General features: G+C 65.0%; 20 protein-coding genes. 10 read left to right on the top strand and 10 right to left on the bottom strand.

Going from position 1 to position 25,398, the window contains the following annotated elements; genetic code table 11:
- Nucleotides 1-205: 205 nt before the first annotated feature.
- The 3 genes from ABIA40_RS17340 to ABIA40_RS17330 are packed head-to-tail and all read left to right on the top strand — an operon-like array spanning nucleotide 206 to nucleotide 4,821.
- Nucleotides 206-1,093 (top strand): efflux RND transporter periplasmic adaptor subunit, encoded by an 888-nt coding sequence (locus ABIA40_RS17340; RefSeq protein ID WP_404546270.1) that lies wholly within the window; start codon nucleotides 206-208, stop codon nucleotides 1,091-1,093.
- Nucleotides 1,090-4,281 (top strand): efflux RND transporter permease subunit, encoded by a 3,192-nt coding sequence (locus tag ABIA40_RS17335; protein ID WP_404542380.1) that lies wholly within the window; start codon nucleotides 1,090-1,092, stop codon nucleotides 4,279-4,281. The genes ABIA40_RS17340 and ABIA40_RS17335 overlap by 4 nt, the downstream gene beginning before the upstream one ends.
- A gap of 60 nt (nucleotides 4,282-4,341) precedes the next feature.
- Complete coding sequence (locus ABIA40_RS17330; protein ID WP_404542377.1) at nucleotides 4,342-4,821, top strand: DUF411 domain-containing protein; 480 nt, start codon at nucleotides 4,342-4,344, stop codon at nucleotides 4,819-4,821.
- A 252-nt stretch (nucleotides 4,822-5,073) separates the two neighbouring features.
- Here the strand turns inward: ABIA40_RS17330 and ABIA40_RS17325 are convergent, their stop codons facing one another.
- From ABIA40_RS17325 to ABIA40_RS17315, 3 genes are all read right to left on the bottom strand, one after another.
- Nucleotides 5,074-5,349 (bottom strand): GFA family protein, encoded by a 276-nt coding sequence (locus ABIA40_RS17325; RefSeq protein ID WP_404542375.1) that lies wholly within the window; start codon nucleotides 5,347-5,349, stop codon nucleotides 5,074-5,076.
- Nucleotides 5,350-5,615: 266 nt separating this feature from the next.
- Complete coding sequence (locus ABIA40_RS17320) at nucleotides 5,616-6,695, bottom strand: Cj0069 family protein (RefSeq protein ID WP_404542373.1); 1,080 nt, start codon at nucleotides 6,693-6,695, stop codon at nucleotides 5,616-5,618.
- 223 nt (nucleotides 6,696-6,918) lie between these two features.
- Entirely contained in the window at nucleotides 6,919-7,710 is a 792-nt protein-coding gene (locus ABIA40_RS17315) for an IclR family transcriptional regulator (RefSeq protein ID WP_271545213.1), read from the bottom strand.
- Between the two features lie 169 nt (nucleotides 7,711-7,879).
- Here ABIA40_RS17315 and ABIA40_RS17310 point away from each other — a divergent pair, with 169 nt between their 5' ends.
- The 5 genes from ABIA40_RS17310 to ABIA40_RS17290 are packed head-to-tail and all read left to right on the top strand — an operon-like array spanning nucleotide 7,880 to nucleotide 12,296.
- On the top strand, nucleotides 7,880-9,040 hold the full coding sequence (locus ABIA40_RS17310; protein WP_404542371.1) for an aminotransferase class V-fold PLP-dependent enzyme: 1,161 nt from the start codon (nucleotides 7,880-7,882) through the stop codon (nucleotides 9,038-9,040).
- A 22-nt stretch (nucleotides 9,041-9,062) separates the two neighbouring features.
- Nucleotides 9,063-9,965 (top strand): amino acid ABC transporter substrate-binding protein, encoded by a 903-nt coding sequence (locus tag ABIA40_RS17305; protein ID WP_404542368.1) that lies wholly within the window; start codon nucleotides 9,063-9,065, stop codon nucleotides 9,963-9,965.
- A 49-nt stretch (nucleotides 9,966-10,014) separates the two neighbouring features.
- The gene (locus ABIA40_RS17300; protein WP_404542366.1) at nucleotides 10,015-10,809 is read left to right on the top strand and encodes an amino acid ABC transporter permease; all 795 of its coding nucleotides are present in this window, start codon (nucleotides 10,015-10,017) and stop codon (nucleotides 10,807-10,809) included.
- Entirely contained in the window at nucleotides 10,806-11,501 is a 696-nt protein-coding gene (locus tag ABIA40_RS17295) for an amino acid ABC transporter permease (RefSeq protein ID WP_404542364.1), read from the top strand. The genes ABIA40_RS17300 and ABIA40_RS17295 overlap by 4 nt, the downstream gene beginning before the upstream one ends.
- Before the next feature lie 36 nt (nucleotides 11,502-11,537).
- On the top strand, nucleotides 11,538-12,296 hold the full coding sequence (locus ABIA40_RS17290) for an amino acid ABC transporter ATP-binding protein (RefSeq protein ID WP_404542361.1): 759 nt from the start codon (nucleotides 11,538-11,540) through the stop codon (nucleotides 12,294-12,296).
- A gap of 50 nt (nucleotides 12,297-12,346) precedes the next feature.
- On the opposite strand, the gene ABIA40_RS17285 is transcribed toward ABIA40_RS17290, so the two are convergent.
- From ABIA40_RS17285 to ABIA40_RS17270, 4 genes are all read right to left on the bottom strand, one after another.
- Nucleotides 12,347-13,129 (bottom strand): sulfite exporter TauE/SafE family protein, encoded by a 783-nt coding sequence (locus ABIA40_RS17285; RefSeq protein WP_404546268.1) that lies wholly within the window; start codon nucleotides 13,127-13,129, stop codon nucleotides 12,347-12,349.
- Between the two features lie 224 nt (nucleotides 13,130-13,353).
- Nucleotides 13,354-13,938 (bottom strand): DUF1254 domain-containing protein, encoded by a 585-nt coding sequence (locus ABIA40_RS17280; RefSeq protein WP_275496491.1) that lies wholly within the window; start codon nucleotides 13,936-13,938, stop codon nucleotides 13,354-13,356.
- The gene (locus ABIA40_RS17275) at nucleotides 13,935-14,513 is read right to left on the bottom strand and encodes a DUF1214 domain-containing protein (RefSeq protein WP_275509099.1); all 579 of its coding nucleotides are present in this window, start codon (nucleotides 14,511-14,513) and stop codon (nucleotides 13,935-13,937) included. Before ABIA40_RS17275 ends, ABIA40_RS17280 begins: the two co-directional genes overlap by 4 nt.
- Nucleotides 14,514-14,523: 10 nt before the next feature.
- Nucleotides 14,524-16,812 (bottom strand): transglycosylase domain-containing protein, encoded by a 2,289-nt coding sequence (locus ABIA40_RS17270; protein ID WP_404542358.1) that lies wholly within the window; start codon nucleotides 16,810-16,812, stop codon nucleotides 14,524-14,526.
- A 292-nt stretch (nucleotides 16,813-17,104) separates the two neighbouring features.
- Between ABIA40_RS17270 and ABIA40_RS17265 the strand changes: the two genes are divergently transcribed.
- Both ABIA40_RS17265 and ABIA40_RS17260 read left to right on the top strand, forming a co-directional pair.
- Complete coding sequence (locus ABIA40_RS17265; protein ID WP_157282462.1) at nucleotides 17,105-17,620, top strand: YcgN family cysteine cluster protein; 516 nt, start codon at nucleotides 17,105-17,107, stop codon at nucleotides 17,618-17,620.
- A gap of 156 nt (nucleotides 17,621-17,776) precedes the next feature.
- Nucleotides 17,777-19,360 (top strand): MDR family MFS transporter, encoded by a 1,584-nt coding sequence (locus tag ABIA40_RS17260; RefSeq protein WP_157282463.1) that lies wholly within the window; start codon nucleotides 17,777-17,779, stop codon nucleotides 19,358-19,360.
- Between the two features lies 1 nt (nucleotide 19,361).
- Here the strand turns inward: ABIA40_RS17260 and ABIA40_RS17255 are convergent, their stop codons facing one another.
- The 3 genes from ABIA40_RS17255 to ABIA40_RS17245 form a co-directional block, all read right to left on the bottom strand.
- The gene (locus ABIA40_RS17255; protein ID WP_404546266.1) at nucleotides 19,362-21,011 is read right to left on the bottom strand and encodes an alpha/beta hydrolase; all 1,650 of its coding nucleotides are present in this window, start codon (nucleotides 21,009-21,011) and stop codon (nucleotides 19,362-19,364) included.
- Between the two features lie 83 nt (nucleotides 21,012-21,094).
- On the bottom strand, nucleotides 21,095-23,587 hold the full coding sequence (locus ABIA40_RS17250; protein ID WP_404542356.1) for a GAF domain-containing protein: 2,493 nt from the start codon (nucleotides 23,585-23,587) through the stop codon (nucleotides 21,095-21,097).
- 104 nt (nucleotides 23,588-23,691) lie between these two features.
- Nucleotides 23,692-25,326 (bottom strand): thiamine pyrophosphate-requiring protein, encoded by a 1,635-nt coding sequence (locus ABIA40_RS17245; protein ID WP_404542354.1) that lies wholly within the window; start codon nucleotides 25,324-25,326, stop codon nucleotides 23,692-23,694.
- Nucleotides 25,327-25,398 lie beyond the last annotated feature (72 nt).

Raw genomic sequence — 25,398 nt, 5'->3', positions numbered from 1 at the left:
GGTGCCGAAGAAGGACCCGATGGGGATGAACTATATCCCCGTCTACGAAGGCGACGACGCCGATGACGGCACGGTGAAACTGTCGCCCGGCAAGATCCAGCGCAGCGGCGTGAAGTCCGAGCCGGTGGCGCGGCGATCGGTCCAGGTCCTGGTCAAGGCGCCCGGTACGATCCAATTGGACGAGCGCCGCGTCTCGGTGATCGCGATGCGCGCCGAGAGCTTCGTGCAGAAGATCGCGGACGTCACCACCGGCTCCCGCGTGAAGGCGGGCCAGCCGCTGATGGAGATCTACAGCTCGGCGGTCGCCTCCGCGGCGGCCGACTATCTCGCGACCATCACCTCCAAGACGGTCGGCGGGGTCGAAATCTACGGCCGCGGCTCGCGGCAACGGCTGATCAATCTCGACGTCCCCGAGCGGGTGATCGCCGAGATGGAGAGAACGCGCCTCGCGCCCGTCACGATCCACTGGTCGGCGCCTCGCGACGGGATCGTGCTCGAGCGCAACGCGATCGAAGGCATGCGCGCCAATCCCGGCGACGTGCTGTTCCGCATCGCCGACACCTCGCTGGTCTGGGCGCTGGTCGACGTCGCCGAGCGCGATCTCGGCAACATCGCGGTCGGGCAGGCCGTTACGGTGCGCGCGCGCAGCTTCCCCGGCCGAAGCTTCACCGGCAAGATCGCGGTGATCTATCCGCAGGTGAACCGCGAAACCCGGACGGTTCGCGTCCGCATCGAGCTCGCCAATCTAGATGCGATGCTGCTGCCGGACATGTATGTCGATGCCGACGTCCACACGGCGGACAGCGCGCCTGTCCTGGCGATCCAGGACAGCGCGGTGCTCGACACCGGCACGCGGCAGGCCGTCCTCGTCGACAAGGGGGACGGGCGCTTCGAGCCGCGGGAAGTAAAACTCGGCCGGCGCGGCGGCGGCTTTATCGAGGTGCGGGACGGCCTTGCCGAAGGCGAAGCGGTGGTCACATCCGCCAACTTCCTGATCGATGCCGAAAGCAATCTGAAGGCCGCGCTGAAAGGCTTTGCCGAGGCTGCGCCTCAAGCCGCCGACGGCGGCCATGCGACGGGAGAGCACAAATGATCGCCCGCATCATCGCCTGGTCGGCGCGCAACCTGCTGCTGGTGCTGTTCGGCACCGGCTTTGCGGCGGCCGCCGGCTTCTACGCGCTGCTTCATCTGCCGCTGGATGCGATCCCCGACCTCTCGGACACCCAGGTCATCGTCTACACCGAATATCCCGGCCAGGCGCCGCAGGTAATCGAGGACCAGGTCACCTATCCCATGACGACGGCGATGCTGACCGTGCCGAAATCGAAGGTGGTGCGCGGCTTCTCCTTCTTCGGCGTGTCGTTCGTCTACGTGATCTTCGAGGACGGCACCGACATCTATTGGGCGCGCTCGCGCGTGATGGAGTTCCTGAACGGCGCAACGTCGCGGCTTCCCGTCGGCGTCACCCCGACCATCGGGCCCGATGCGACCGGCGTCGGCTGGGTCTACCAATACGCCGTGATGTCGAAGGAATTGAACCTCGCCGACACGCGCACGATCCAGGACTGGAATCTGAAATTCGCGCTCGCCAAGGCCGAAGGCGTCGCCGAGGTCGCCAGCATCGGCGGCTTCGTCAAGCAGTACAACGTGGTGCTCGACCCGCAGCGCATGCGCGATCGCGGCATCAGCATGCAGAAGATCCGGGAGGCGATCCGTGCCAGCAATGCCGACGTCGGCGGCCGCACGGTCGAGCTGTCGGAGTTCGAATACGTCATTCGCGGCAAGGGCTACATCAAGAGCATCAACGATCTCGGCAACATCGTCCTGAAGACCAGCAACGGCACGCCGGTGCTGCTGCGGGACGTCGCCAATGTCGAGCTCGGACCCGACGAGCGGCGCGGCATCGCCGAGCTGAACGGCGAGGGCGAGGTCGCAAGCGGCATCGTGCTGCAGCGCTTCGGCGTCAACGCGCTCGACGTCATCGAAAACGTAAGGAAGCGGTTCAAGGAGATCGCGAGCAGCCTGCCGAAATCGGTCGAGATCGTCCCGGTCTACGACCGCTCGGGCCTGATCTATTCGGCGATCGACACGCTCAAGCACACGCTGTTCGAGGAGAGCATCGTCGTCGCGCTCGTCTGCATCGTGTTCCTGCTCCATGTCCGCAGCGCGCTGGTCGCGATCCTGATGCTGCCTGTCGGCGTGCTGATGGCGTTCGGCGCCATGAAGTTGCTGGGCCTCGGATCGAACATCATGAGCCTCGGCGGCATCGCCATCGCGATCGGCGCCATGGTGGATGCGGCGATCGTCATGATCGAGAACGCGCACAAGCACCTCGAGCGCGCCGAGCCCCGTCAGTCGCGTGTCCAGATCCTGATCGACGCGGCATCCGAGGTCGGCCCGGCGCTGTTCTTCAGCCTGCTCATCATCACTGTCTCGTTCATGCCGATCTTCACGCTGGAATCGCAGGAGGGGCGGCTGTTCAGCCCGCTGGCGTTCACGAAGACCTTCGCGATGGCGGCCGCGGCCCTGTTGTCCGTCACGCTGGTGCCGGCGCTGATGGTGATCTTCGTCCGCGGCAGGATCGTGCCGGAGAGGAAAAACGTCATCAACCGCTTCCTGATCTGGATCTACCGCCCGGTCATCAAGGGCGTGCTGCGCGCCAAGACGCCGGTGATCCTGGCTTCGCTGGTCGTGCTCGCCGTTACGATCTGGCCGGCACGGCAGCTCGGCACCGAGTTCATGCCGACGCTGAACGAGGGCACGCTGCTCTACATGCCGACGACGCTTCCCGGCATCTCCGTGACCAAGGCGGCCGAGCTGATGCAGACGCAGGACCGCATCATCAAGTCGTTCCCGGAGGTCGAATCGGTCTACGGCAAGGCGGGGCGGGCGGCGACCGCGACCGATCCGGCGCCGACCGAGATGTTCGAGACCTTGGTCAGCCTGAAGCCGAAGGAGCTTTGGCGTCCCGGCGTCACCGTCGACAGCCTGATCGCGGAGATGGACAAGGCGCTGCAATTTCCGGGCGTCTCCAACGCCTGGACCATGCCGATCAAGGCGCGCATCGACATGCTGTCCACCGGCATCCGCACTCCCGTCGGCGTCAAGGTGATGGGCACCGACCTCGTCGAGATCGACCGGCTGGCGAAGCAGGTCGAACGGGTGATCAAGACGGTGCCGGGCACCTCATCGGCCTATGCCGAGCGCGGCATCGGCGGCTACTATCTCGAGATCGTCCCGGATCGCGAGGCGCTCGCCCGCTATGGCATCCTGATCCAGGATGTTCAGGACACCATCGCGGCGGCGCTCGGCGGCCAGACCGTCACGACAACTGTGGAGGGGCGGCAGCGGTTCACGGTGAACATGCGCTATCCGCGCGACCTGCGCGACAGTCCCAAGGCGATCGCCAGCGATATATTGGTGCCGATGCCTGCAGGCGGCGCGGTGCCGCTCGGCGAGGTCGCGAAGGTCGAGCCGGCGCGGGGGCCGACCTCGATCCGGACCGAGAACGGCCAACTCGCGACCTACGTCTACGTCGACATCCGCGATCGCGACATCGGCAGCTACGTCGCCGATGCGCAACGCGCCGTGACTGACAGCATCCAGTTCCCGCCCGGATACTACGTGGTCTGGAGCGGCCAGTACGAATATCTCCAGCGCGCCGCGGCGCGCCTGAAGATCGTGGTGCCGGTGACGCTGACGATCATCTTCCTGCTGCTGTACCTGAATTTCAGGGCGATGACCGAGACCTTGATCGTGATGCTGTCGCTGCCCTTCGCGCTGGTCGGCGGCATCTGGATGATGTGGTGGCTCGGCTTCAACATGTCGGTCGCCGTCGCCGTCGGCTTCATCGCGCTTGCCGGCGTCGCCGCCGAGACCGGCGTCGTGATGCTGATCTACCTCGAGCATGCCCTGGCCGAGATGAAGGCGGCGTGCAGCGCCGAGGGCAGGGGCTTCACCCGGCAGGATCTCCACGAGGCCATCATGGTGGGCGCGGTCGAGCGCGTCCGTCCCAAGATGATGACGGTCGTTGCCATCATGGCGGGCCTGCTGCCGATCATGTGGAGCACCGGAACCGGGTCGGAGATCATGCAACGAATCGCGGTGCCGATGATTGGCGGCATGATATCGTCGACGCTGCTGACGCTGATCGTGATCCCGGCGATCTTCGGATTGGTGAAGGGCTTCCGCCTGCCGCCCAAGCGCGAGGACAGAGGACAACCGGCTGAGATGCCCAAGCCGATCGGCGCCAGATTGCGCGTCGTGGAGCCGGCCGGATGAGGCGGGCCGTGACGCACGATATATGTCGGGGCGCCGGAGTGACAGAAGAGGAAGCCGAAGATGAAGCAACGCGCATATCTGATGACCCGCCGGTCCCTTGTCGGGCTGATGGCTGCGGCAGCTTTTGCAAGGCCCGCCGCGGCGGCGCCCGACGCAGCCACGCTCACAGTGCATCGGGATCCGAGCTGCGGCTGCTGCGCCGGCTGGGTGCAGCATCTGCGGGACGCAGGATTTACCGTGCAGGTCGAGGAGACTCCCGACCTCGATCCGATCCGGGCGCGCCTCGGCATCCCCTCGAACCTGGTCGCGTGTCATACGGCGGAGGTCGCCGGTTATGTTGTCGAGGGGCACGTGCCGGCCGCGGCCGTGCGGCGCCTCCTCGCGGAGCGTCCAAACGCGAAGGGGCTCGCCGTCCCGGGCATGCCGGTCGGATCGCCCGGGATGGAAGGCGGCACGCCGCAGCGTTACGAGGTCGTGCTGTTCGGTGCCGACGGTCAGAAGCCGTTCATGCGCTTCATCGGCGCGGAGGAAATTGATTGATGAAGGAGCGGACGGTGCTGCGCGATGCCTAAAGCGGAATGGCTTTAGCTCGAATCTATAGTCGCGGGCTCGGTGCAACCTCTCCCGCTTGCGGGAGAGGTCGCGCCGAAGGCGCGGGTGAGGGCTTTCTCCTCTTGGGGACTATCCCGTTGCGGAAGCACCCTCTCCCCAACCCTCTCCCGCAAGCGGGAGAGGGAGCGCACCTCTCTCGTTGCAGCAATCGAACCTCATTTCATCCCGCTCTAGCCACCACTACGGCTGCGGCGGATAGCGCTCGAATGCCGGCAGTTCGTGCGCATGCTCCATCCAGCGCAGGCGCTCGGCGACCTGCATCTGCATCGTCGGCGGCACGGCCTCGGGATCGTCGTAGGTCGCGCTCTGGATGTCGATCATCCCCGGCAGGATGTCGCCATTGACGTAGAACAGTCCGGTTCCGCACGCGCTGCAAAAGTGCCGCCGCCCGTGTTCCGAGGAGCGGTAAACCTTCGGCTCGCCCTTGGTCACCTTGACCGCGCCCTCGGGGTACATCGTCCAGCCGACGACCGGAGCGCCGGCGTGTAGCCGGCAATCGCGGCAGTGGCAAAGCGCGTGGACGATCGGCTCGCCTTCGACCTCGTAGCGGATTGCGCCACAATGACAGCCGCCCGGTGATGGTGCTCATGCGTTCCTCCGATCGAAGATGACGTTTCAGATCGATAGCCCTCGCGCCTTTTGGCTTCAACAACGCAACCAAATCGGGATTGCGTCGTACTGTCGCCTGACAGCTGCTGCCATTTCCTACAAGCGCGACCAGGCTAAGTTCGCGCCCGTGTGCGCGCGATCCGCATCAGCCGTTGCTTCACCGTCCGCGCGATCGCAGCCGGCGCCTCCTCGGGGATCGCAAAGCACGAGCTCGCGTTGATCTCGCAGAGCACGTAGGTGTCTGCGCCGGCCGCATCTTTCGGCCCGTACAGGAAGTCCGCATCCCAGATCACCGGCAATGACGACTCATCGATGCCGAGCGTTGCCATCATCTGCGGCGTCCATTCGTCCTCCATCGCTCCTCGCAGCGCCTGGAATGGCGAAGCATCAGGCCCGTGCATGATCCGCGGCCCGGGCTGGGCCTCAGGCGCCTCCGGTCCTTCCGGCGGCGGCGGGATCAGGGCCTTGATCTTCTGGTGTCCGAAGCCTGCGACTTTGGTGCCGCTCATGTAGCAGCGGATCATGCCGTCGGGCAGGCGCGGTTGAAACGCCTGGTCGATGATGCAGCCGCCCCAACCGAAATAGGGCTCGCACCGTGCGAGCAGCGCATCGATCGGCATGTCCTCAGGCGTGCTGCCGCGCTGTGCATGCAGCACGCGAACCATGCTTTCCGTGCCGGGCAGGGCCTCAACCTTCCAGACCCCCTGGCCGCCATTGCCGCGGTTCTGCTTCAGCACGCGCGGGCCGCCGGCACGAAGGCGCGCCGGAAACTGGCTGCGGAAGCTTGCCGCGGTGTCATAGCGATGCGTGTCGGTGCCCCAGCCCAGATGCCGTGTCCGGTAGAGCACCTCCTTGACGCCCATCTTCAGAATGATGTCCGGATGCGCGCTCACCCATGGCCCTTGCGCCGCGACGTCGCGCAGCAGGGCGTCGAGCTCGGCGCGGGTCTTGCCCTGGTGGATCGGATCGACCCAGACCAGCACGCCGTCGGCTGCGAGCAATTGGTCGCGGACCGCGCCCGCAAAGCTCTCGTGGTAAATCGCTGGGAAGGCGTCGATGCCTGCGGCGGCGAGCGCCTCGAAGACGCGGACGAAGCGGCTGTTCTGCGCCGTCGCCTCGCGCCGCGCGGCAGCGTCGCCGCGGGAGAGGATGGCTATTGTCTGGCGGGAGGAGGGGTGACGTTCGGTGTCCATGCGCAAGCTCCACGTATGTGCGTGCTGCGCAGAGCTTGGACCTGGGTCTCACGGGGAGTCTGCATCGTCCCCACGCGGACAATGTATGTGAAACCGCCTCGTCGTTTCAAGATGGTTGGCGGGTTCCTGACGAAGGGAGCTCGCCTCCATCGATCTCGACGCCGGAAAGCTTGATCAAATCATTGATGTCGAGATCGAATTGGACTCGATCGAACGAGACCGATCAGGATGGGTCGCTTACGCCATCCTCGTTGTCCCCGAGGATTGTCTCCGATAGCAGTGCAGCGGCCTTCTGCAGGGGAGCTATGAACCGATCCAGCTCAGTGAAGCTCACCCGCGCCACGGGAACGGACACACCCAGGCACGCGATCAGCTCGCGATCCGGTGAGAGGATGGGAACGGCACAGCCGACCACGCCTCGCACATATTCTTCATTGGTCTTGGCCCAGCCGCGCTTGCGGGTCTCATCGAGCACCTCCATGAGGCGCTCGACATCGACGATCGTGGTTTCCGTGTATCGCGTCAGCGTGAGCGCGCGGCACAGCTTCTCGCGCATGCGCTCCGGCAGTCGGCTCATATAGATCTTGCCAGTCGACGTGCAGTGGAGCGGGGCCGCTTCGCCGGGATTGAACTGGAGGCCTTGCGGTTGCGAGACGCGGACACTGTCGACGTAGGCAACGACATTGTCCCGCACGACCCCGATCTCGCATTGCTCGCCGATTTCGGTGGCGACGGCGCGAAGCACCGCGTGCCGCCGCGCGGTGCGGAAGGCTGCGCCGATGACACCGGCCGACAGCAAGACCAGTTGATTGCCGACCACGTAGCGCTTCGTCCCCACGGCTTTCTGAAGAAGCCCGCGCTGCTCCAGATTTCCGATGAGCCGATGGGCCGTCGGCAGCGGTAGGGACAGCGCAGCGGCGATCTCCGCAACCGAGGCTGCTCTGGTCTGGCTGGCGACATAGCCAATGATCGCGAACGCGCGGTCCAGTGGGCCGTCGGTACTCGGCTGCTGCATTTCACCGTCTCCACCCATCTCAGGAAATTATCATTTTTCGGAATAAAAACTACTGAAATATGAAAATCTTTCTAGCCGCTTTTGTGCTGTGCCCATATCGTTGGCGTTGTCCGGTGGTGAACAGGATTTGTGCAGTGCGAGCCACCGCGGACGTGCTCAGGAGATCGGGATGTCAGGTCTTTACGACGTCGATGCCGTGAGGAAGGAGTTTCCAGCTGCCGAGCGGATCACCTATCTCGACTCCGGCTTCCAGACGCCGCTCGCGCGTCCCGTCAAGGCGGCGATCGATCGTTTTCTGAGCGAAGGTCTCGAGACTGCCGGCCCGAAGAGCCTCTGGCTCGATCGCGTCGAGCAGACGCGCGAAAAGCTGGCGCGGTTTCTCGGCGCATCGGCCGACGAGATCGCCTTCACCAAGAACACTTCGGAAAGCATGAACATCGCCGCGAATGCGCTGCCGCTGCGCGCCGGCGACAAGGTCCTGATGATCCACGGCGATCATCCGAACAACGCCTACGCATTCCTCAATCTGCGGCGCAAGGGCGTGACCGTCGCATTCGTGCCGATGACGGAGATCGTGAACGCCGACAGCCTTCGTCCCTACATCGATGCGAGCACGAGGGCGATCTCGATCTCGCAGGTGACATTCCATGCCGGTCATCGTTTCGACATCGAAAGCATCGGCGCCCTCTGCGCGGAGAAGGGGCTCTATTTCGTCGTCGACGTGATGCAGGCGATCGGCGTCGTGCCGATCGATGCGAAAGCGATGCGCGCGACCTTCATCGGTTCGGGCAGCCATAAGGGGCTGCTCGTGCCGCAGGGACTGGGCCTGCTCTATTGGGACAAGTCGAGGGCTGAGCTCGAGCCTGCCTATCTTGCGGCCGCGAGCCTCGCTGAAGTTCCGGCCGATCTGATCGCCCGGCCTGACAGGCTCGATCCGGCCCCGAGCGCGCGCCGCTTCGAGCTCGGCAATTTCAATCTTCCGGCCATCCATGCGCTCGATGCCTCGCTCGACATGATTGAAGCGCTGGGCGTCGAGAACATCCAGAACCATTGCTTCGATCTCGGCGATCACCTCATCGCCCGGCTCGATACGCTCAGCGTCCGCCTGGTCGGCCCTCGCGCGCGGCAACATCGCGCGCCGCACATCTACGTCATTGCGCTGCCCGCAGCCGAATGGCTCGGCCATTTCGAGGAGAATAACGTCCGCGTGTCGCCGGAGCGGGACGGCATTCGCGTGTCGTTCGGGATGTTCAACACGGTTGGTGACGTCGACCGCCTGATCGAGGTCATCCAGCGGCGCGGCGTGAAGCCATCATCGAGAGCCGCATAGGCTGTCCAGCAAGGAGACGTACATGACGAAGTTTGCACGTGTCTTGAGCATTCTGTCAGGTCTCGCGGTCATTGGCGGCCTCGGCAGCGCCGCGACTGCCGCCGACAGCCCCACGCTCGCCAGGATCAAGTCGAACGGCGCTATTACCATCGGCCACCGCGAGGCTTCGATCCCGTTCTCCTACCTCGGTCCCGACCAGAAGCCGATCGGGTTCTCGCTCGATCTCTGCGCAGCCATCGTCGAGCGCATCAAGGTGGAGACCGCCTTACCCAATCTCAAAGTCAATTACGTTCCGGTGAACTCGTCCAACCGCATCCCGCTGATCCAGAGCGGCACCGTCGACATCGAGTGCGGCGGCACCGCCAACGACAGGAAGCGGCAGGAGCAGGTCTCGTTTTCCGTCGCCACCTTCGTCAGCCAGCCGCGCTGGCTGGTCAAAGCGGACAGCGGCCTGAAGACGGCCGGCGATCTCAAGGGCAAGACCATCGTCGTGACCCAGGGCTCCAATGCCGTCGGCTTCGCGCAAGGCGTGAATGCGAAGGAGCAGCTCGGCTTCAACATCGTCCAGGCCAAGGACCATGCCGAATCCTTCCTGATGTTGAACACCGGCCGCGCGGCCGCCTTCATGGAAGACGATATTCTGCTCGCCGGCCTCAAGGCCGCAGCTCCGAAGCCGGATGCGCTGATATTTCTCCCCGAGGGTTACGCCAAGATCTATTATGGCCTGATGTTCACGAAGGGCGATACCGGCTTCAAGGCGCTGGTCGACGACGTTTTGTCGAAGCAGATGGCGTCGGGCCAGTTCGAAAAGACCTACGCCAAATGGTTCACCAGGCCAATTCCGCCCAAGAATGAGAACCTGGCGTTTCCGCTGACGGTCGAGCTCACGGAACGGATCGCGCATCCCAGCGACGCCGTCGATTGATCGCGACGTCGGCAGAGACTGTCCCGCAAACCGAGCCCCGAGGTTCGCCATGTTTGCAGTGCTTCTTGAACAGACCGCGGACGGCCAGCGCTATATCGACTGGCTCGTGTCGGGCCTCGGCTGGACCTTGGCACTGGCGTTCTTCGGCTGGTGGATCGCCTTCGCGGTCGGTGTCGTCGTCGGCATCGGCCGCACCGTGCAAAACCGGGCCGTCGCTGCGCTTGCCCGTCTCTATGTGGAGATCTTCCGCAACATTCCCGTGCTGGTGCAGATGTTTCTCTGGTACTTCGTCCTGCCGGAGATACTTCCCGTGTCGCTCGGGAACGCCATCAAGCAGATTCCGCTGCCCTGGGGATCGTTCTTTCCGGCGCTGGTGTGCCTCGGTCTCTACACCGCCGCCCGGATCGCCGAACAGGTGCGTGCCGGGATCGAGGCCCTGCCGAAAGGTCAGGTCGAAGCGGCAAGCGCGCTCGGGCTCAGCGGGTATCCGACCTATCGCTATGTCATCATTCCGCAGGCGCTGCGCCTGATCATCCCGAGCCTGACCAGCGAGGTGATGGGCATCTACAAGAACACCTCGGTCGCGCTCACCATCGGACTGATGGAGCTGACGGCTCAGGCCCGCCAGATCAGCGAAGCGACATTCCAGACCTTCACCGCTTTCGGCGCCGCAACGCTTGTCTACCTCGCGCTGGCGCTCATCGCCTATCAGGGGATGGCGCTGATCGACAGGGCCGTGCGCATTCCGGGCACGGGCCCTGCGGACGATGCAGTCAAGCCCGCCGCGACGCGCGCCACCCAACCGATCGACTCTCTGCCTGATGCGATGGAGATCGTGAAATGAACAGCCTCGATTTCTCCGTTGTCCTCCAGGCGTGGCCTTACCTCTGGTCGGGCCTGCTGTTTTCGCTGGCGCTGACCGCCGTTGCTTTCGTGGTCGGCCTGGTCCTCGGCACTTGTCTCGCCCTGGTGCAGCACTTCGAAGTGCCCGTGCTCGGCAAGCTCGTGCGGGGCTATGTCGCCCTGATGCGCTCGATCCCGCTGATCCTGGTTCTGTTCTGGTTCTTCTTCCTGGTGCCGATCGTGCTTGGCCATCTCGGCGGCAACGGGCGGCCGGTCCCGATCGGCGCCACCTGGACCGCGTTCATCACCTTCGGCCTGTTCGAGGCAGCCTACTATTCGGAAATCATCCGCGTCGGATTGCGGGCCGTGAACCGGGGACAGTTCGAGGCCTGTCAGGCGCTCGCACTCTCGACCTTCGATACCTATCGCTCCGTGATCCTGCCGCAGGTGCTCCGCGTGGCCAGCCCGATCATCCTGAGCCAGACCATCATCCTGTTCCAGGACACCTCGCTGGTCTACGTGCTCTCGCTCACCGATCTGCTTGGCGCAGCCTCGAAACTCGCGCAGCTGAACGGCCGTCTGGTCGAGATGTATCTGGTCATTGCGGTGGTCTACCTCACCATCAGCTCGGCGGCATCGCAATGCGTGGCCTCCTTACGCAAGCGGTATGCGATCGCGGGACTACGCCGCTAGCGCTGCGCATGGTCATCCCAATCTTTGGAGAGGAAAATGCTTGAGCTCGCTGCGAGGAATCGGGCGTCCATCGTCACCGTGGAAAATCTGGTGAAGCGGTTCGGCCATTTCACGGCCCTGAACGACGTCAATCTCACTGTTGCCGTCGGCGAGAAGGTCGTGCTGTGCGGCCCCTCCGGCTCGGGCAAGTCGACGCTGATCCGCTGCATCAACCACATCGAGAAGCACGATGCGGGGCGCATCGTCGTCGACGGCATCGAGCTGTCGGACCGCATGACCGACGTCAACGGCGTTCGTCGCGAGGTCGGCATGGTGTTCCAGAGCTTCAACCTGTTTCCGCACCTCTCGGTCGTCGAGAATTGCATGCTGGCGCCGATGAAGGTGAGGGGCCTGTCCCGCACTGATGCGCATGAGCGAGCGATCGGTCTGTTGCGCAAGGTGCGCATTCACGACCAGGCGAACAAATATCCGGGGCAGCTCTCCGGCGGCCAGCAGCAGCGCGTCGCCATCGCGCGGGCGCTGTGCATGCAGCCGAAGGTCATGCTGTTCGACGAGCCGACCTCCGCGCTCGACCCGGAGATGGTCAAGGAAGTGCTCGACACCATGGTGGAGCTCGCGAAGGACGGTATGACCATGGTCTGCGTCACGCACGAAATGGGCTTTGCCCGCGAGATCGCTGATAGGGTGGTGTTCATGGATCGCGGCTGCATCGTCGAGGAAGCCGACCCCGAAACCTTCTTCCGCGCACCGAGCACGGAGCGGGCGAGGGATTTCCTCTGCCAGATCATCCCTTAGCGATCCGTCTCGATCTGCGAACCGATCGAGGGCACGTCGCGGGAACCAGCCTACCCATGTCGCCAGATTCTCACGGCCGAAATGACCAGGATCACAGCCAATCCCGGCAGAAGAATCGAATTCGGGACGACGCCGAGAAGCAGGCCGCCGATGAATGTGCCGGTGATGGACCCGATGGCCATCGCAAGCATGAACTGCCAATTTGCGCGGAGCACCGAAAAGCTCTGGTCGCGACTATAGCGTGCAAATCCCACCAGCATGGTCGGCAGGCTCACCGCGAGTGAGAGGCTGCCCGCCAGCTTCACGTCCGCGCCGAACAACAGGATCAGGGTGGGGATCAGGAATTCCCCTCCGGCGACGCCGAGCAACGATGCCACGATCCCGATCGCAAAGCCCGCTGCTATGCCCGCGACGATCAGGCTCACGCCTGTCAGCGCCGGTGGGGTTGCCGCCTCGTTGCCATGTGCGAACAAAAGCATGCCGGCGATCAGGAGCAGCAGGACGGCAATGATCTTGTAGAGCGCCCCGGACTTTAGGCGCGTCGCCCAGGATGCTCCGGCATAGGCGCCGAAAAGGCTGCCCGCCAGCAGGTTCAGGATGATCGGCCAATGGGCATGTATCTCCGCGAACGGAACGGCGTGTGCACGAAACGGCAGTGCGCTCGCCACCACGATCAGGCTCGTCGCCTTGTTCAGAATCACGGCCTCGAGGCCGCGAAATCCGAACAGGCCGATGAGCAGGGGCAGCCGGAATTCTGCACCACCGAGACCGATCAAGCCGCCCAGAGTGCCGATGATTGCGCCGGAGCCGAACGCGGCAGGATTGTTTCGCATGGACACGACGCAAAGATGCGCGAAAGACAACACCCGCGACGGACGGCTCCGTGCGGGTGTGACGAACTCTCGATGATGCCAGTATGCCCCTGTTTTGCCCGACGAGTCAAAGGTAAGCACGGGTCCCCGGCGGTATCGTTGCGGTCGGCGGAAGAGCGTAACGATTTCAACGCCCCGCTACTGTGCATGGGGTTGTTTTCGCACTTTTTGTTTGGCGGCCGCGCTCACCGCCGGCCGCGCGGCGCCTCGGCCTTGGCCGGCGGCTCGGTTTGCGGGGCGCAGGTCGCGGCCTGAAGCGAGGCTTGCGCCTGCTGCATCAGGCCGGGCTCGGGGGCGAGCGCCTTCATCAGGATCAGACCGGTCGTGGTCGGGGAATCGATGATCAGGCGGTCAGCCGCGGTGACCTCCTCGTCCTCCGGCAGCTCGCTATGCTGCGCTTCCGTCATCAGATCGAGCTCGATCACCTTGCGGCCCGCGGAGCGGTCGTTGATGGCGTAATAGGCGATCTCGTTGCGGGTGTAGAACGACACCGAGGTGTAGGCTTGGCTCACCGGCACGGTGAGCTTGATCGGCCCGCCAGAGAGATCATAACGACAGATCGCCAGCGCGAAGGCCGGATCCATGAACGGCATCGGCGAATTGTTGGGATCGGCGAGGGGAAGCTGGGTGACGGCGTTCACCCTGGTCATCGGCGTCAGCCGCGAATAGGCATCCTGCGTGGCAATCCGCGGCAGCGCCAGCACGCTGACGAGATGGACCACGAGGCCCAGCACCACGCCGGCGACGACGGTGAAAACGAGCCGGATCATGAGCAGCCCACCGTGGTAATGCTCGGCATCGGCGCATCGCGCTGGGTGCGCGTCCCAACGCCGACCGGCGTGTCGTAGAGACGCAGCATCAAGGCGTAGCGCTCGATGCCGCCGGTCGGCAGCCAATTGCCGGCGCGCGAGCGCGAGGCGATCCGGATCTCGAACGAGCCGTCGGATGCGCGCACGATCTCCTGGCTGGTGAAGCCGTAGCGCTGCAGCGAATTGGCGACGAGATGGCCCTTGCGGTCGTAGAGCGTCAGCGTCCAGAACCGCGCCGGCGGCGTCACGCCGGAGATGACCACGTCGCAGCGGCCGTCGAGCGCCTTCTTCCTGTCGTCGGTGGTTGCGGTGAAGGCGACCCCGTCGCCGGTGCCGATCGGCAGCTCGCCGTTGCGGACGATGGTGGCGCGCGAATAGGGATCGACGTCGGCGGTGCCGGTGCGCGGCCGTGCCGTCCAGGGGCCGATGGTCAGCGCGCCGATCTCGGTGCCGCGCGTCGTGGTCATCCACGTCGCGCCGACGCCGACGACCGTCGCGAGAAGAAGCGCCGTCAATGTGGTCAGGATCAGCCGCACTTGCTTTCGATCAGTACTTGCGCGGGGCGGAGGTGTTGGCGTTGTCTTCCGCATAATTCTGCGGGAAGGCGAGCGCGCTCGCCGACGAGGACGGCCTCGCCGGATTGCTGTCATTCGCCGTCGATTTGTTCGCGGCCTTGGCCGCATCATCCAGCAGCTTCTCGACCCGCACCAGGATGTCGGCGCCGCGCTTGGTCAGCACCGGCGGCGGACCGGGCTTGGTCTCGAGCACTTTCGGCGCCGCGTTGGCCTGCGCGTTGCTCACATGCTGCGGCGGCAGCTTCTGGCCCATGCCGATGCCGGGGATCTCCCGGACCTCGACGCCCTGATGCGCCACGAGCATGATGTCGTGCCAGGTCTGCGCCGGCAGCGAGCCGCCGGTCATGCGGTTGGTCGGCGAATAATCGTCGTTGCCGTACCACACCGCGCAGGTGAAATTGCCGGTGAAGCCGACGAACCAGGCGTCGCGATAGGCATTGGTCGTGCCGGTCTTGCCCGCGGTCGGAATGCCGTCCAGCGCGGCGCGGCGCGCGGTGCCTTCGCTGACGACGTGGCTCATCATGCCGGACATGTCGGCGGCGACGGAGGCGGGGATCGCCTGCCGCGGCTTCGGTCCGTCGCGGTCCCAGCGCCAGACCAGGTCGCCGGCGCCGGTGCGCACCTCCAGCACCGCATGCGGCGTCACCGCCTTGCCGCGGTTCGGGAAGGTCGCGTAGGCGACCGCGTGCTCGAGCACTGTGACTTCGTCCGAGCCGATCGGCATCGACGGCGTGTCGGGCAGCGGCGCCTTGAGACCGAAGCGGCGCGCGACCTCGACGATCTTCGCGCGGCCGACCTTGGCGGGGTTCTGCGTCTTGGGCTCGTTCTTCCGGCCGATCTCGATCGACAGCTTCACCGGCACGACGTTGATCGAGCGGGTGATCGCCTGCGTCAGCGTCACCGAGCCGGAATAGGAATGGCCATAGTTCTGCGGGCACCAATTGCCGATGCAGACCGGACCGTCGACCACGACCGAGTTCGGCGTGTAGCCGTTCAAGAGGGCCGTGGCGTAGACGTAGGGTTTGAACGAGGAACCCGGCTGGCGATAGGCGTCGGTAGCGCGGTTGAACTGGCTGGCGCCGTAGTCGCGCCCGCCGACCATGGCGCGGACGCCGCCGTCGAGGTCGGCAACGACGGTCGCCGCCTGCGTTGCGTGATAGTCGCGGCCGAACTGGCGAAGCTGGTTCTCGACAGCGGCCTCCGCCGCCTTCTGCAAGTTGGCGTCCATCGCGGTGCGGACCACGAAGACGCGCTCGGTGTAGGACTTCGGGAAGGTGTCGACCAGCTTGCGCATCTCGTCGAAGGCATAGTCGAGATAATAGTTCGGCGAGGCCTCGTCGCGGCGGTCGACCGCGAAGGCGGGGTTGCGGCGGGCGCCGAACACCTGGCCTTCGGTCATGAAGCCGGCATCGACGAGGTTGTCCAGCACGACGTTGGCGCGGGCGCGGGCGGCGGGCAGGTTGATGTGCGGGGCGTACTTGGTCGGCGCCTTGAACAGGCCGGCGAGCATCGCCGCTTCCGCCAGCGTCACGTCGCGCGCCGACTTGTTGAAGTAGAAATGCGCCGCGCCGTCGACGCCGAAGGTGCCGCCGCCCATATAGGCGCGGTCGAGATAGAGCTTGAGGATCTCGTTCTTGGTCAGGCGCCATTCCAGCCAGATCGCGAGGAAGGCCTCGTTGACCTTGCGCTCGATGGTGCGCTCGTTGCTCAGGAACAGGTTCTTGGCGAGCTGCTGGGTGATCGAGGAGCCGCCCTGGCGGACGCCGCCGGCTTGCGCGTTGGTGACGAGCGCGCGCGCGGTGCCGGCGATGTCGATGCCGAAATGCTCGTAGAAGCGGCGGTCCTCGGTCGCCAGCGTCGCCTTGATCAGCACGTCTGGAAAGTCTTCCAGCGGAATGGAATCGTTGTGCTTGATGCCGCGGCTGCCGATCGGGTTGCCGTAGCGGTCGAGGAAGCTCACCGCGAGGTCGGACTTCTTCAGCCAGTCCTCGTCCGCGGTCTCGCGGAAGGCGGGAATGGCGAGGGCGAGCATCACGACGAGGCCGCCAAGCCCGAGGGTTGCGGCCTCCGAGAACGGCTCGATGAACACCCAGCGCTTCCACCGCCCGACATAGAAGCGGTCCATGAAGGTCGAGTAGCGCTCGTAGAGCTCGCGGATGCCCTTGGCCGAGGAGAACAGCGAGGAGTCGATGCGCGCATCGAGATCCAGGAAGAAATTCCGGATCCTCTGCTTCCAATGCGGTGGTATGATCTGGCGCACCTAGAACCCTTGCGGCTTGCTTCGAAAGCGTTCAAGCACCCGGCCGGGGCGGCATCGAGACGTCTTGCGGGTATGTTGCGGCAAACCCAAGGCGCCCGGCCAGCATCCGAGGGACTTGCTGTTCCTTCTAGCCGAGCGGGGCTCATAAACCAATGGCCACGCTCGCTATTTTGAACAACAGGCCTAATTGACCCCGGATCATTACGGGCCTCAAAGGGGCCTCGCTTGCACCATTGCCGCCGCGCGCCCTAGATGGCGTTGCCGTAGCTCTTTCGAACTGTTGTTGAAGCGCATGACCGCAGCTCCCAAACGATCTCAAGGCCAGGAAGGATTCTTCTGGAAAACCAAGACGTTGGAACAGATGTCGGAGCGCGAGTGGGAAAGCCTGTGCGACGGCTGCGGCCGCTGCTGCCTGAACAAGCTCGAAGACGAGGACACCGGGCAGATCTACTTCACCCATATCGGCTGCAAGCTGCTCGACGGGACGAGCTGTGCCTGCAAGGACTATCCGAATCGTTCCGACAAGGTTCCGGACTGCGTCCGCCTGACCCCGGCCAATGTCCGCACCCTGAACTGGCTGCCGCCGAGCTGCGGCTACAAGCTCGTCGCCGAAGGGCGTGACCTCTATTGGTGGCATCCGCTGGTTTCGGGTGACCCCAACACCGTGCACGAAGCCGGCGTCTCCGTGCGCGGCCGCGTGGAGGGCAGCGAGGAGGAGGTCCCGGACGAGGAGCTCGAGGACCACATCGTGCAATGGCCGGCGACCTTGCCGAAGCGAGCGCGCTTGAAACGACGTCCGAAGGACTGATCCGCCGCCGCGCCGAGGTCACGTCTTTGCGATGACCTCAAGGCGGGATGCACCCATGCGTCGCGGTGCCTGCCTGGGAAGAAATTTCCCCTCTACATTGGGCTGCATAGTACGAATCCTTCGCGGTGTTGCACCGCGTCACGACGCCCGATCGAGATGAACAAGTTCGACCGGCAGAGCGATTCTGCCGACATCCAGGCCTTGCCCGACGACATTGCCGAAGAGCTGTCCCGCCTGCCGAGCGAGGTCATCAGCGTCGACGACGCGCCCTCGATCGCCCCGCCGGTACCGCTGAGCTCCGACGAGGTCCGCACCATCGTCATCAGCCTGATGGTGACGATGTTCCTGGCCGCGCTCGACCAGACCATCGTGGCGACGGCGCTGCCCACCATCGGACGCCAGTTCCAGGACGTCTCCAATCTGTCCTGGGTGATCACCGCCTATCTGCTCGCCTCGACCGCGGTCGCGCCGGTGTTCGGCACGCTCAGCGACATCTACGGCCGCCGCGTCATGATCATCATCTCGCTCAGCCTGTTCGTCGCGGGCTCGGTGCTGTGCGCGATCGCGCCGAACATGCCGATGCTGATCCTGGCACGCGGGCTTCAGGGCCTCGGCGGCGGCGGCATCATGCCGGTGGTGCAGACCGTGATCTCCGACGTGGTGAGCCCGCGCGAGCGCGGGCAGTACCAGGCCTATTTCTCCAGCGTCTGGATGGTCGGCGGCATCCTCGGCCCGGTCATCGGCGGCGTGTTCGCCGAGCATCTGCACTGGTCGATGATCTTCTGGATCAACCTGCCGCTTGCGGCCGCAGCGCTCGCATTGCTGCTGCCGAAGATGAAGAAGATCCCGGTGTTCCACCGCAAGCGCAAGGTCGACTGGCTCGGCGGCGTCTTGCTGATGGCGTCCGCCGTCGTCTTCATGCTGGTGCTGACCTGGGGCGGGACGCGCTATCCCTGGCTGTCGCCGACGGTGCTGGCGATGGTGGGTGGTGCCGTTGCGCTCGCGGTGACCTTCGTATGGCATGCCCGGCGGGCCGACGAGCCGTTCCTGCCGCTGCCCTTGCTGACGGGATCGGTGGCGCCGTTCGCACTGACCGCGGGAGGCTGCGGCCTCGGGGCGATCACCGGCCTCACCGTGCAGCTGCCGCTCTATTACGAGCAGGTCTATCATCTCACCGCCAGCGAGGCGGGGCTTGCGCTGATCCCGCTCGCGGCGGTCTCGACCGTCGGCGCGGCCGTCGCCGGCCGCACCATGGCTCGCGCAAAACACTACAAGCGCGTCGCCATCATCGGCACGTCATGGGCCGCGTTGTGCGGTCTCGCCCTCACGGTCACCACCTTGCCGCTCTGGGGTCTGCTGCTGCTGATGGCCGCGTTCGCGCTGGGACTCGGCACGACTTTTCCGGTGTGCGTGGTCTCGCTGCAGAATTCGGTGGCGCGTCCGCAAGTCGGCACCATCACCGGCGCGATGAACTTCTTCCGCTCGCTGATGTCCTCGTTCACGGTGGCGGCCTTCGCCGCGATCCTGCTCATCGCGCTCGGCACCGACATCCCGCTCGCCGGCGAGCATCACGCCGCGGGCGCCGTCGCGATCCCCGCCGACGACATGCGGCACGCCTTCCGCTACGTGTTCGGCGCCGCCACCGCGCTGATGACGATTGCTGCGCTGTGCCTGATCGCGATGGAGGAGCGGCCGCTGGCCGGACCCTCGGCCAAGCAGCCAGTGGAGATGGCCGAGTAGGCTAGCCGCCTCGATCGGCGTAAGGCTCGTTTGCGACATTGCCCTCGGCGGCCTTTCGCGCCGCCGCCGCAAGATGGGTCTTGAGCTGCGCCAGCGCGTCGGCGGACCAATCATGGACATCGGTGACGGCGACCCAGGCATCGACGTAATGTTCGGGCGCGTAGACATGGCCAAAGCCCATCGGGGTATTGGTCGCGACTGCCATGTCGAGGGCGAGCTGCAGCATCGTCACGACTGGATACCATCGCAGCTCCGGTGACACATCCGGCCCGCGCGGCGCCGTCATCCAGTCAGGGGCCCGATAGGCGTCGCGATAGGCGAAGAACGTGATCGCGTCGCTCGCATATTGCAGATAGACGATGCGCATCGGACCCCAGGGCGCATCTGCCGGCACCGTCGGTCCATTCTGGTTCATGAAGCGCACGAAGCGGCCGTCGCGGAATTCCGGCAGCCAGGCCGGCGTGCCCGGATTGCGGTTTGCCGTGATCGAGCGCCAGATGCGACTTTCGAACGGCGCGCCGCTCAAAAGTGCGCCCGCAATCGGATCGCCGATCATCTCAAACAGCTCTGCGGATTTTTCCGAGTTCATCGCGCCGAGGCTCAGTCCGTGCAGGTACAGCTTCGGCCGCCGGTTCTTCGGCAGCGTCGTCCAGTAGCCGTAAATTTCCGAAAACAGGGCGCGCGCCGCTTCTGCACCGGATTCGGGCTGAAACAGCAGCGTCAGCGGACTGTTGAGATAGGAATACTGCATCGCGACACTGGCGACGTCGCCATGGTGGAGATATTCGACAGTGTCCATCGCGGCAGGGTCGATCCAGCCGGTTCCGGTCGGCGTAACGACGATGAGTGTGTCGCGATCAAACCCGTGCTGCCGCTTGAGCTCGTCGAGCGCAAGCTTGGCGCGCGCTTGCGCCGTCTCGGCGCCGCCAAGGCCGACATAGACCCGCACGGGCTCCCGCGCGGGCCTTCCTGTAACGGCGCTGATCTCAGTTGCGGTCGGCCCCGAGGCGATAAATCTGCGCCCCATGCGTCCAAGCTGCGTCCACTTCACCAGCGAGGCGGCACTTCCCGTTCGTTCGGGCGCGGTCGGCTGCGGCCGCTCGGGCTCAAGCAAGGCGTCGACTTCGCGAAAGGACAAATCGAGCGCGTTGAACGCCGTGCGGATCAGGACATTGCTGGCGATCGACCAGAACAACAGGCCCGCGGCGAGCACGCCGATGACGTTCGCGATCCTCCGCGGAATGACGCGTCTCGCACGCGCGGCGATGAGGCGCACGGCAAGCGCGAACAGCCGCGCCAGCACCAGCAGCACGACGAACGTCATCACGGCGATGGCGCAGACCTTGAGCGGATGGGCGGTCTCGACTGGCGCCATCTTCATCACGGTGCGGATCGAGTTCTGCCATCCGGCTGCCCGCCACAGAAAAACAATGACGACGAGCAGGCAGGCGGCCGCCACCAGCGCGTTTGCGGTCGATCTCAGGCGCGCCGGCGGCTCGGGCAATTCCAGATAGTGCCACAGCCAGCGCCAGACGTTGCCGGCGAGATAGCCGATCCCGAAGCAGGCGCCGGCGATGGCGCCCTGCGTGAGATAGCTCCGCGGGATCAGCGTCGGCGTCAGCGCGGCTGCGAAGAACAGGGCACCGAGCATGAGGCCGACGCCGGAGAACGACAGCAATTGCCGCCGAATGAGCCACGCCAGTTTGCCGAAAGCACCCACCGCGCGATTCAACCTCAGCTATTGTCTGACAGACCACTCTTGCGCGGCAGCACGATCGTGAATTCAGTAAACTTGCCCGGCTCGGTCGCGACGTCGATCCTGCCGCCGTGCTGCTTCACGACGATGTCGTGGGTCATCGACAGCCCGAGGCCGGTGCCTTCGCCGGCTGGCTTGGTGGTGAAGAACGGATTGAACATCTTCTCCTTCACATCGTCGGCAATGCCGGTGCCGTTGTCGCGGATCGCGATCTCGACGTTATCGCCGCGATCGCGCGTCGCCGCGATCACCGTCGGCTCGTAACCGGCGGCACCGTCGGCCTTGCGCCTGATGACCGCGTGGAAGCCGTTCGAGATCAGGTTCAAGAGTACGCGGGTGATTTCCTGCGGATATACTTCGGCGCGTCCGGCCGCGGGATCGAGCGCGCGCTTCAGCGTCACGTGGAAGCCGGGCTTCTCGGCGCGTGCCCCGTGATAGGCGAGGTTGAGGCTTTCTTCGACCAGCGCATTGATGTCGCTCAGTCCATGCTCGCCGCCACCTTCGCGCGAATGCAGCAGCATGTTCTTGACGATGGAATCGGCGCGGCGGCCGTGCTGCACGATCTTGCCGAGGTTGTCCTGCAGAAGCCCGGTCAGCTCGTCGACCTCGCTGCGGACGTTCTCGGGGAGGGGGACCGGCGCGAGCACCTCGTTCAGCTCCTCGGTCAGTTCGGCAGACAACGAGGCGAAATTGTTGACGAAGTTGAGCGGGTTCTTGATTTCGTGCGCGATACCGGCAGTGAGCTGTCCCAGCGACGCCAGCTTCTCGGTCTGGATCAGGCGGTCCTGCGCGGCGCGGAGATCATCGAGCGATTTGGCGAGCTCGCTGGTGCGGGTCGCAACTTCGTTGAACAGGCGCGTGTTCTCGACCGCGATCACGGCCTGGTCGGCAAAAGTTTTGAGCAGGTTGATCGCCTTGTCCGGGAAATGACCGGGCTCCCGCCGCGTGACGGCGATCGTGCCGATCGCAAGGCCATCGCGCAGCATCGGCACCACGAGGATGCTGCGATAGCCCCGTGTTCGCGCCAGCTCCTTCATGGCTTCGGTAAGGTCAGGCTCGTTCTGCATGTCGCTGCGGAAGGCATACTCGCCGCTGCTCGCCACCCGACTGTGAATGCCCGACGAGGACAGCGGCGTCGGAAACGAGCTCAGCAGATCCGCATTGCCGGCCTCATTGTCGGTCGTGAAGGCGGCCAGTTGCAGCATCCCGTCGACGACGCGGGTGACGGTGGAGGAGTGCGCTCCGATCAGCGCCTTGGCGCTGTCGGAAATGGCCTGGAACACCGGCGTGACATCGGACGGTGAAGCCGCGATCACCTTGAGAATGTCGGCAGTCGCAGTCTGACGTTCCAGTGCTTCCTTGGTCGCGTTGAACAGGCTGACATTCTTGATCGCGATCACGGCCTGGTCGGCGAAGGTCTGCAGCAGGCGCACATGATGCTCGGCGAAGTTGCCGATCGCGCGGCGCGTCGCGATGATGATGCCGATGGCTTCGCCTTCGCTCATCAGCGGCGCGAACAGCATGCTGCGATAGCCGCGGGCCCGCGCGATGTCGCGCGCGGCCGGCTCGAGCTCGGTGTCGGGCAATTGCGCCGCGGTACCATTGGCCACCAGCTGGTAGGGCGGAAACTGCGCGAACGGCACCGGGAACGAGGCCTGGAGCACGCGATCGCCCGCGGGATCCGTCGGCGTGAATGCCGCAAGGTGCGCGGCGCCGTCGACATAACGTAGCACCGCGGTGGAGAAGCCGCCGATCAGCCGGTTGGCGTTGGTGGCAATCGCCTCGAATACCGGCTGCACGTCGGACGGAGAGGCCGCCATCACCTTCAGGATATCGGCCGTCGCGGTCTGGCGTTCCAGCGCCTCCTTCGTCTCGTTGAACAGGCGCGCGTTCTCGATCGCGATCACGGCCTGGTCGGCGAAGGTCTGCAGCAGCTCCACGAGGTCGGGCGCGAATGCACCCGTTACCGTGCGTGTGACGCTGATCATGCCGACCGGCACGCCCCGGTTCATCAGCGGCATGAACAGCACGCTGCGGAAGCCGCGCAGCCGCGCCAGCTCCCGGTTCAGTTCAGGGACGTCGGCTGCCTCGCTGTCGGGAAACTGGATCGTCTGGCCGTCGCGCACGAGGCTAAAAGTCGGGAAGTCCGCGATCTTGCGCGGGAACGACGCCTTGAGCCCTGCGTCCGCCTCCGGGTTGGTCGGCGTGAATGCCACGAGGTGAAGCTCGTCGCCGATGAACTGAAGCACGGTCGCGGAGAAGCCGCCGAGCAGGCGCTTTGCGCTGGCGGCGACCGCCGTAAAGACCGGCCGCGCATCGGACGGCGAGGCCGCGATGGTACGCAGGATCTCGGCGCTGGCGCTCTGGCGATCCCGAGCCGTCGCAAGCTCGGCCCGCAGCTGCGCAATCTCGGCGGCGGCCGACCGCAATCGGCGCTCGAGTTCCTCGATTTCCTGCAAAACGGTCGTCATTCCCGGTCCAGCTTGATGCCGCGGCCTGCGCGGCACAGGGCCGGATTATCACAACTTCTGCGGCCGGAGCCAGCGGCTCGCAGCCGTGCCCGCACCGGCTCCGCTCACGTGCCGGGCCGCGACACCTCGGTCTCCTTGGCTGTGATGAACTCCAGCAGCACCGGCACGCCTTCCCTCGTCTTCGCGATGCCGCGCTTGATCGCGGGCACGATGTCTTCCGGCCGCGTCACCCGCTCGCCGTAGCCGCCGAAGGCGCGGGCCATCGCGGCGTAGTCGCCGGAAATGTCGGTCGAGCGATATTTTTCGGTCGAGATCGGCATCACCTTCAGCTCGATCGCCATCGAGAAATTGTTGAGCAGGATCGACATGATCGGGATGCGCTCGCGCACCGCGGTCTCGAAATCCATGCCGGTGAAGCCGATCGCAGCATCGCCCCAGACGTTGATGCAGAGCTTGTCGGGCTTTGCCAGCTTGGCGCCCATCGCAAGACCGAGGCCGTAGCCAAGCTGCGTGGTTTTGCCCCAGCCGAGATAGGTGAGGGGCTCGACCGATCGCCAGAACGGCGAGAGCTGGTCGCGCGGGCTGCCCGCATCGTGGGTGATGATCGTATTCTCGATGTCCACGGTGTGCTGGAGATCCCACAGCACGCGGTAGGGGCTGAGCGGCGCGTCGTTGCTGGTCAGCTTCGGCATCCATTTCGCCAGCCATTCCTTGTGTGAGGCTGCGATCTCGGCCGCGACGGCGGATGCATCGCGATCCGCGGTGACGGTCTTGCCGATCTCTTCCAGCAGCGCGTCGAGCACGAGGCCGGCATCGCCGACCAGCCCGATGTTCGCTTCCACATCCTTGTTAAGATGATTGGGATCGAGCGTCGAATGAATGATGGTCTTGCCCTTCGGCATTGCAATGCCGAAATTGGTCTCGGTGAAGGAGCAGCCGATGCCGAAGATGACGTCGGCCTCGGCCAGAAACTTCGGCACCGCGCGCGGCACTGCGAGGCCGCCGGAGCCGAGCGACAGCGGATGCGTCTCCGGAAACGATGATTTGCCGCCCAAGCTTGTGGTGACGGGGATCGCCAATCGCTCGGCGAGCCGTTTCAGCTGCGGCCAGGCCTGCGCATAGTGTACGCCCTGGCCGGCATAGATCACCGGCCGTTTTGCGTTCACCAGCAGGCTGGCGGCTTCCTTGACGTGAACGGGGTCGGCGCCGTAGCGGGTGCGCAGGACCGGCGTGTAGTTCAGCGGCTCCGGCACTTCCTCGTTCCACATGTCCGAGGGGATCTCGACGATGACGGGCCCGCCGCGGCCGTTCTTCAGCCTGGTGAAGGCGCGGCGGAAGATGTTGACGATTTCGGTCGCGAGGATGATCGGCTCGGACGATTTCGCGAACGGCTTCATCGCCTCGCTGGAATTGAAGTTCGGCTCGATATGCGCCAGCCTGCGCTGATAGCCCATCGGCAGCACCAGCACGGGAACGGATTCGCCGAAGCACTGCGCCACGCCGCCCATCGCATTCTCCGCGCCCGGCCCATGCTGCATGCAGAAGGCTCCGATGCTGCGTCCCGACGTCACCCGCGAGATCGCATCCGCCATGTGGATGCCGACGCGCTCCTGCCGCACCATCACCGGGCGGATCTCGGCCTTGGCCGCGTGCTCGATCAGATGGTTGACCGGATAGCCGCAGAGGATCTCGATCCCCTCGCGCCTCATGATTTCCGCAATGGCGGTGCCGAGCTTCATGGCGTCTCTCTCCTCAGGCTAAGGCCGGTTGATCCGGCTTGTTGGGAGGAGAGGATCAGGAATTTCCGGGAG

Origin of the sequence: Bradyrhizobium sp. USDA 223 (genome assembly GCF_044909005.1) — a bacterium.
Classification (GTDB): Bacteria; Pseudomonadota; Alphaproteobacteria; order Rhizobiales; family Xanthobacteraceae; genus Bradyrhizobium; species Bradyrhizobium yuanmingense.
Note: the sequence above shows the minus strand (reverse complement) of the source record. Positions and strands in the feature narration are given on the sequence as shown.

Coding starts and splice junctions, on each gene's coding strand:
- ABIA40_RS17280 (WP_275496491.1), bottom strand. CDS start 13,938: ATGATCCGGCTCGTTTTCACCGTCGTCGCCGGCGTGGTGCTGGGCCTC.
- ABIA40_RS17245 (WP_404542354.1), bottom strand. CDS start 25,326: ATGAAGCTCGGCACCGCCATTGCGGAAATCATGAGGCGCGAGGGGATC.
- ABIA40_RS17295 (WP_404542364.1), top strand. CDS start 10,806: ATGAACAGCCTCGATTTCTCCGTTGTCCTCCAGGCGTGGCCTTACCTC.
- ABIA40_RS17310 (WP_404542371.1), top strand. CDS start 7,880: ATGTCAGGTCTTTACGACGTCGATGCCGTGAGGAAGGAGTTTCCAGCT.
- ABIA40_RS17265 (WP_157282462.1), top strand. CDS start 17,105: ATGACCGCAGCTCCCAAACGATCTCAAGGCCAGGAAGGATTCTTCTGG.
- ABIA40_RS17255 (WP_404546266.1), bottom strand. CDS start 21,011: ATGCTCGGTGCCCTGTTCTTCGCAGCCGCGCTGACGCCGACGCTGATC.
- ABIA40_RS17335 (WP_404542380.1), top strand. CDS start 1,090: ATGATCGCCCGCATCATCGCCTGGTCGGCGCGCAACCTGCTGCTGGTG.
- ABIA40_RS17285 (WP_404546268.1), bottom strand. CDS start 13,129: ATGCGAAACAATCCTGCCGCGTTCGGCTCCGGCGCAATCATCGGCACT.
- ABIA40_RS17320 (WP_404542373.1), bottom strand. CDS start 6,695: ATGGACACCGAACGTCACCCCTCCTCCCGCCAGACAATAGCCATCCTC.
- ABIA40_RS17340 (WP_404546270.1), top strand. CDS start 206: ATGCGCGCCGAGAGCTTCGTGCAGAAGATCGCGGACGTCACCACCGGC.
- ABIA40_RS17325 (WP_404542375.1), bottom strand. CDS start 5,349: ATGTACCCCGAGGGCGCGGTCAAGGTGACCAAGGGCGAGCCGAAGGTT.
- ABIA40_RS17260 (WP_157282463.1), top strand. CDS start 17,777: ATGAACAAGTTCGACCGGCAGAGCGATTCTGCCGACATCCAGGCCTTG.
- ABIA40_RS17330 (WP_404542377.1), top strand. CDS start 4,342: ATGAAGCAACGCGCATATCTGATGACCCGCCGGTCCCTTGTCGGGCTG.
- ABIA40_RS17290 (WP_404542361.1), top strand. CDS start 11,538: ATGCTTGAGCTCGCTGCGAGGAATCGGGCGTCCATCGTCACCGTGGAA.
- ABIA40_RS17315 (WP_271545213.1), bottom strand. CDS start 7,710: ATGCAGCAGCCGAGTACCGACGGCCCACTGGACCGCGCGTTCGCGATC.
- ABIA40_RS17305 (WP_404542368.1), top strand. CDS start 9,063: ATGACGAAGTTTGCACGTGTCTTGAGCATTCTGTCAGGTCTCGCGGTC.
- ABIA40_RS17250 (WP_404542356.1), bottom strand. CDS start 23,587: ATGACGACCGTTTTGCAGGAAATCGAGGAACTCGAGCGCCGATTGCGG.
- ABIA40_RS17300 (WP_404542366.1), top strand. CDS start 10,015: ATGTTTGCAGTGCTTCTTGAACAGACCGCGGACGGCCAGCGCTATATC.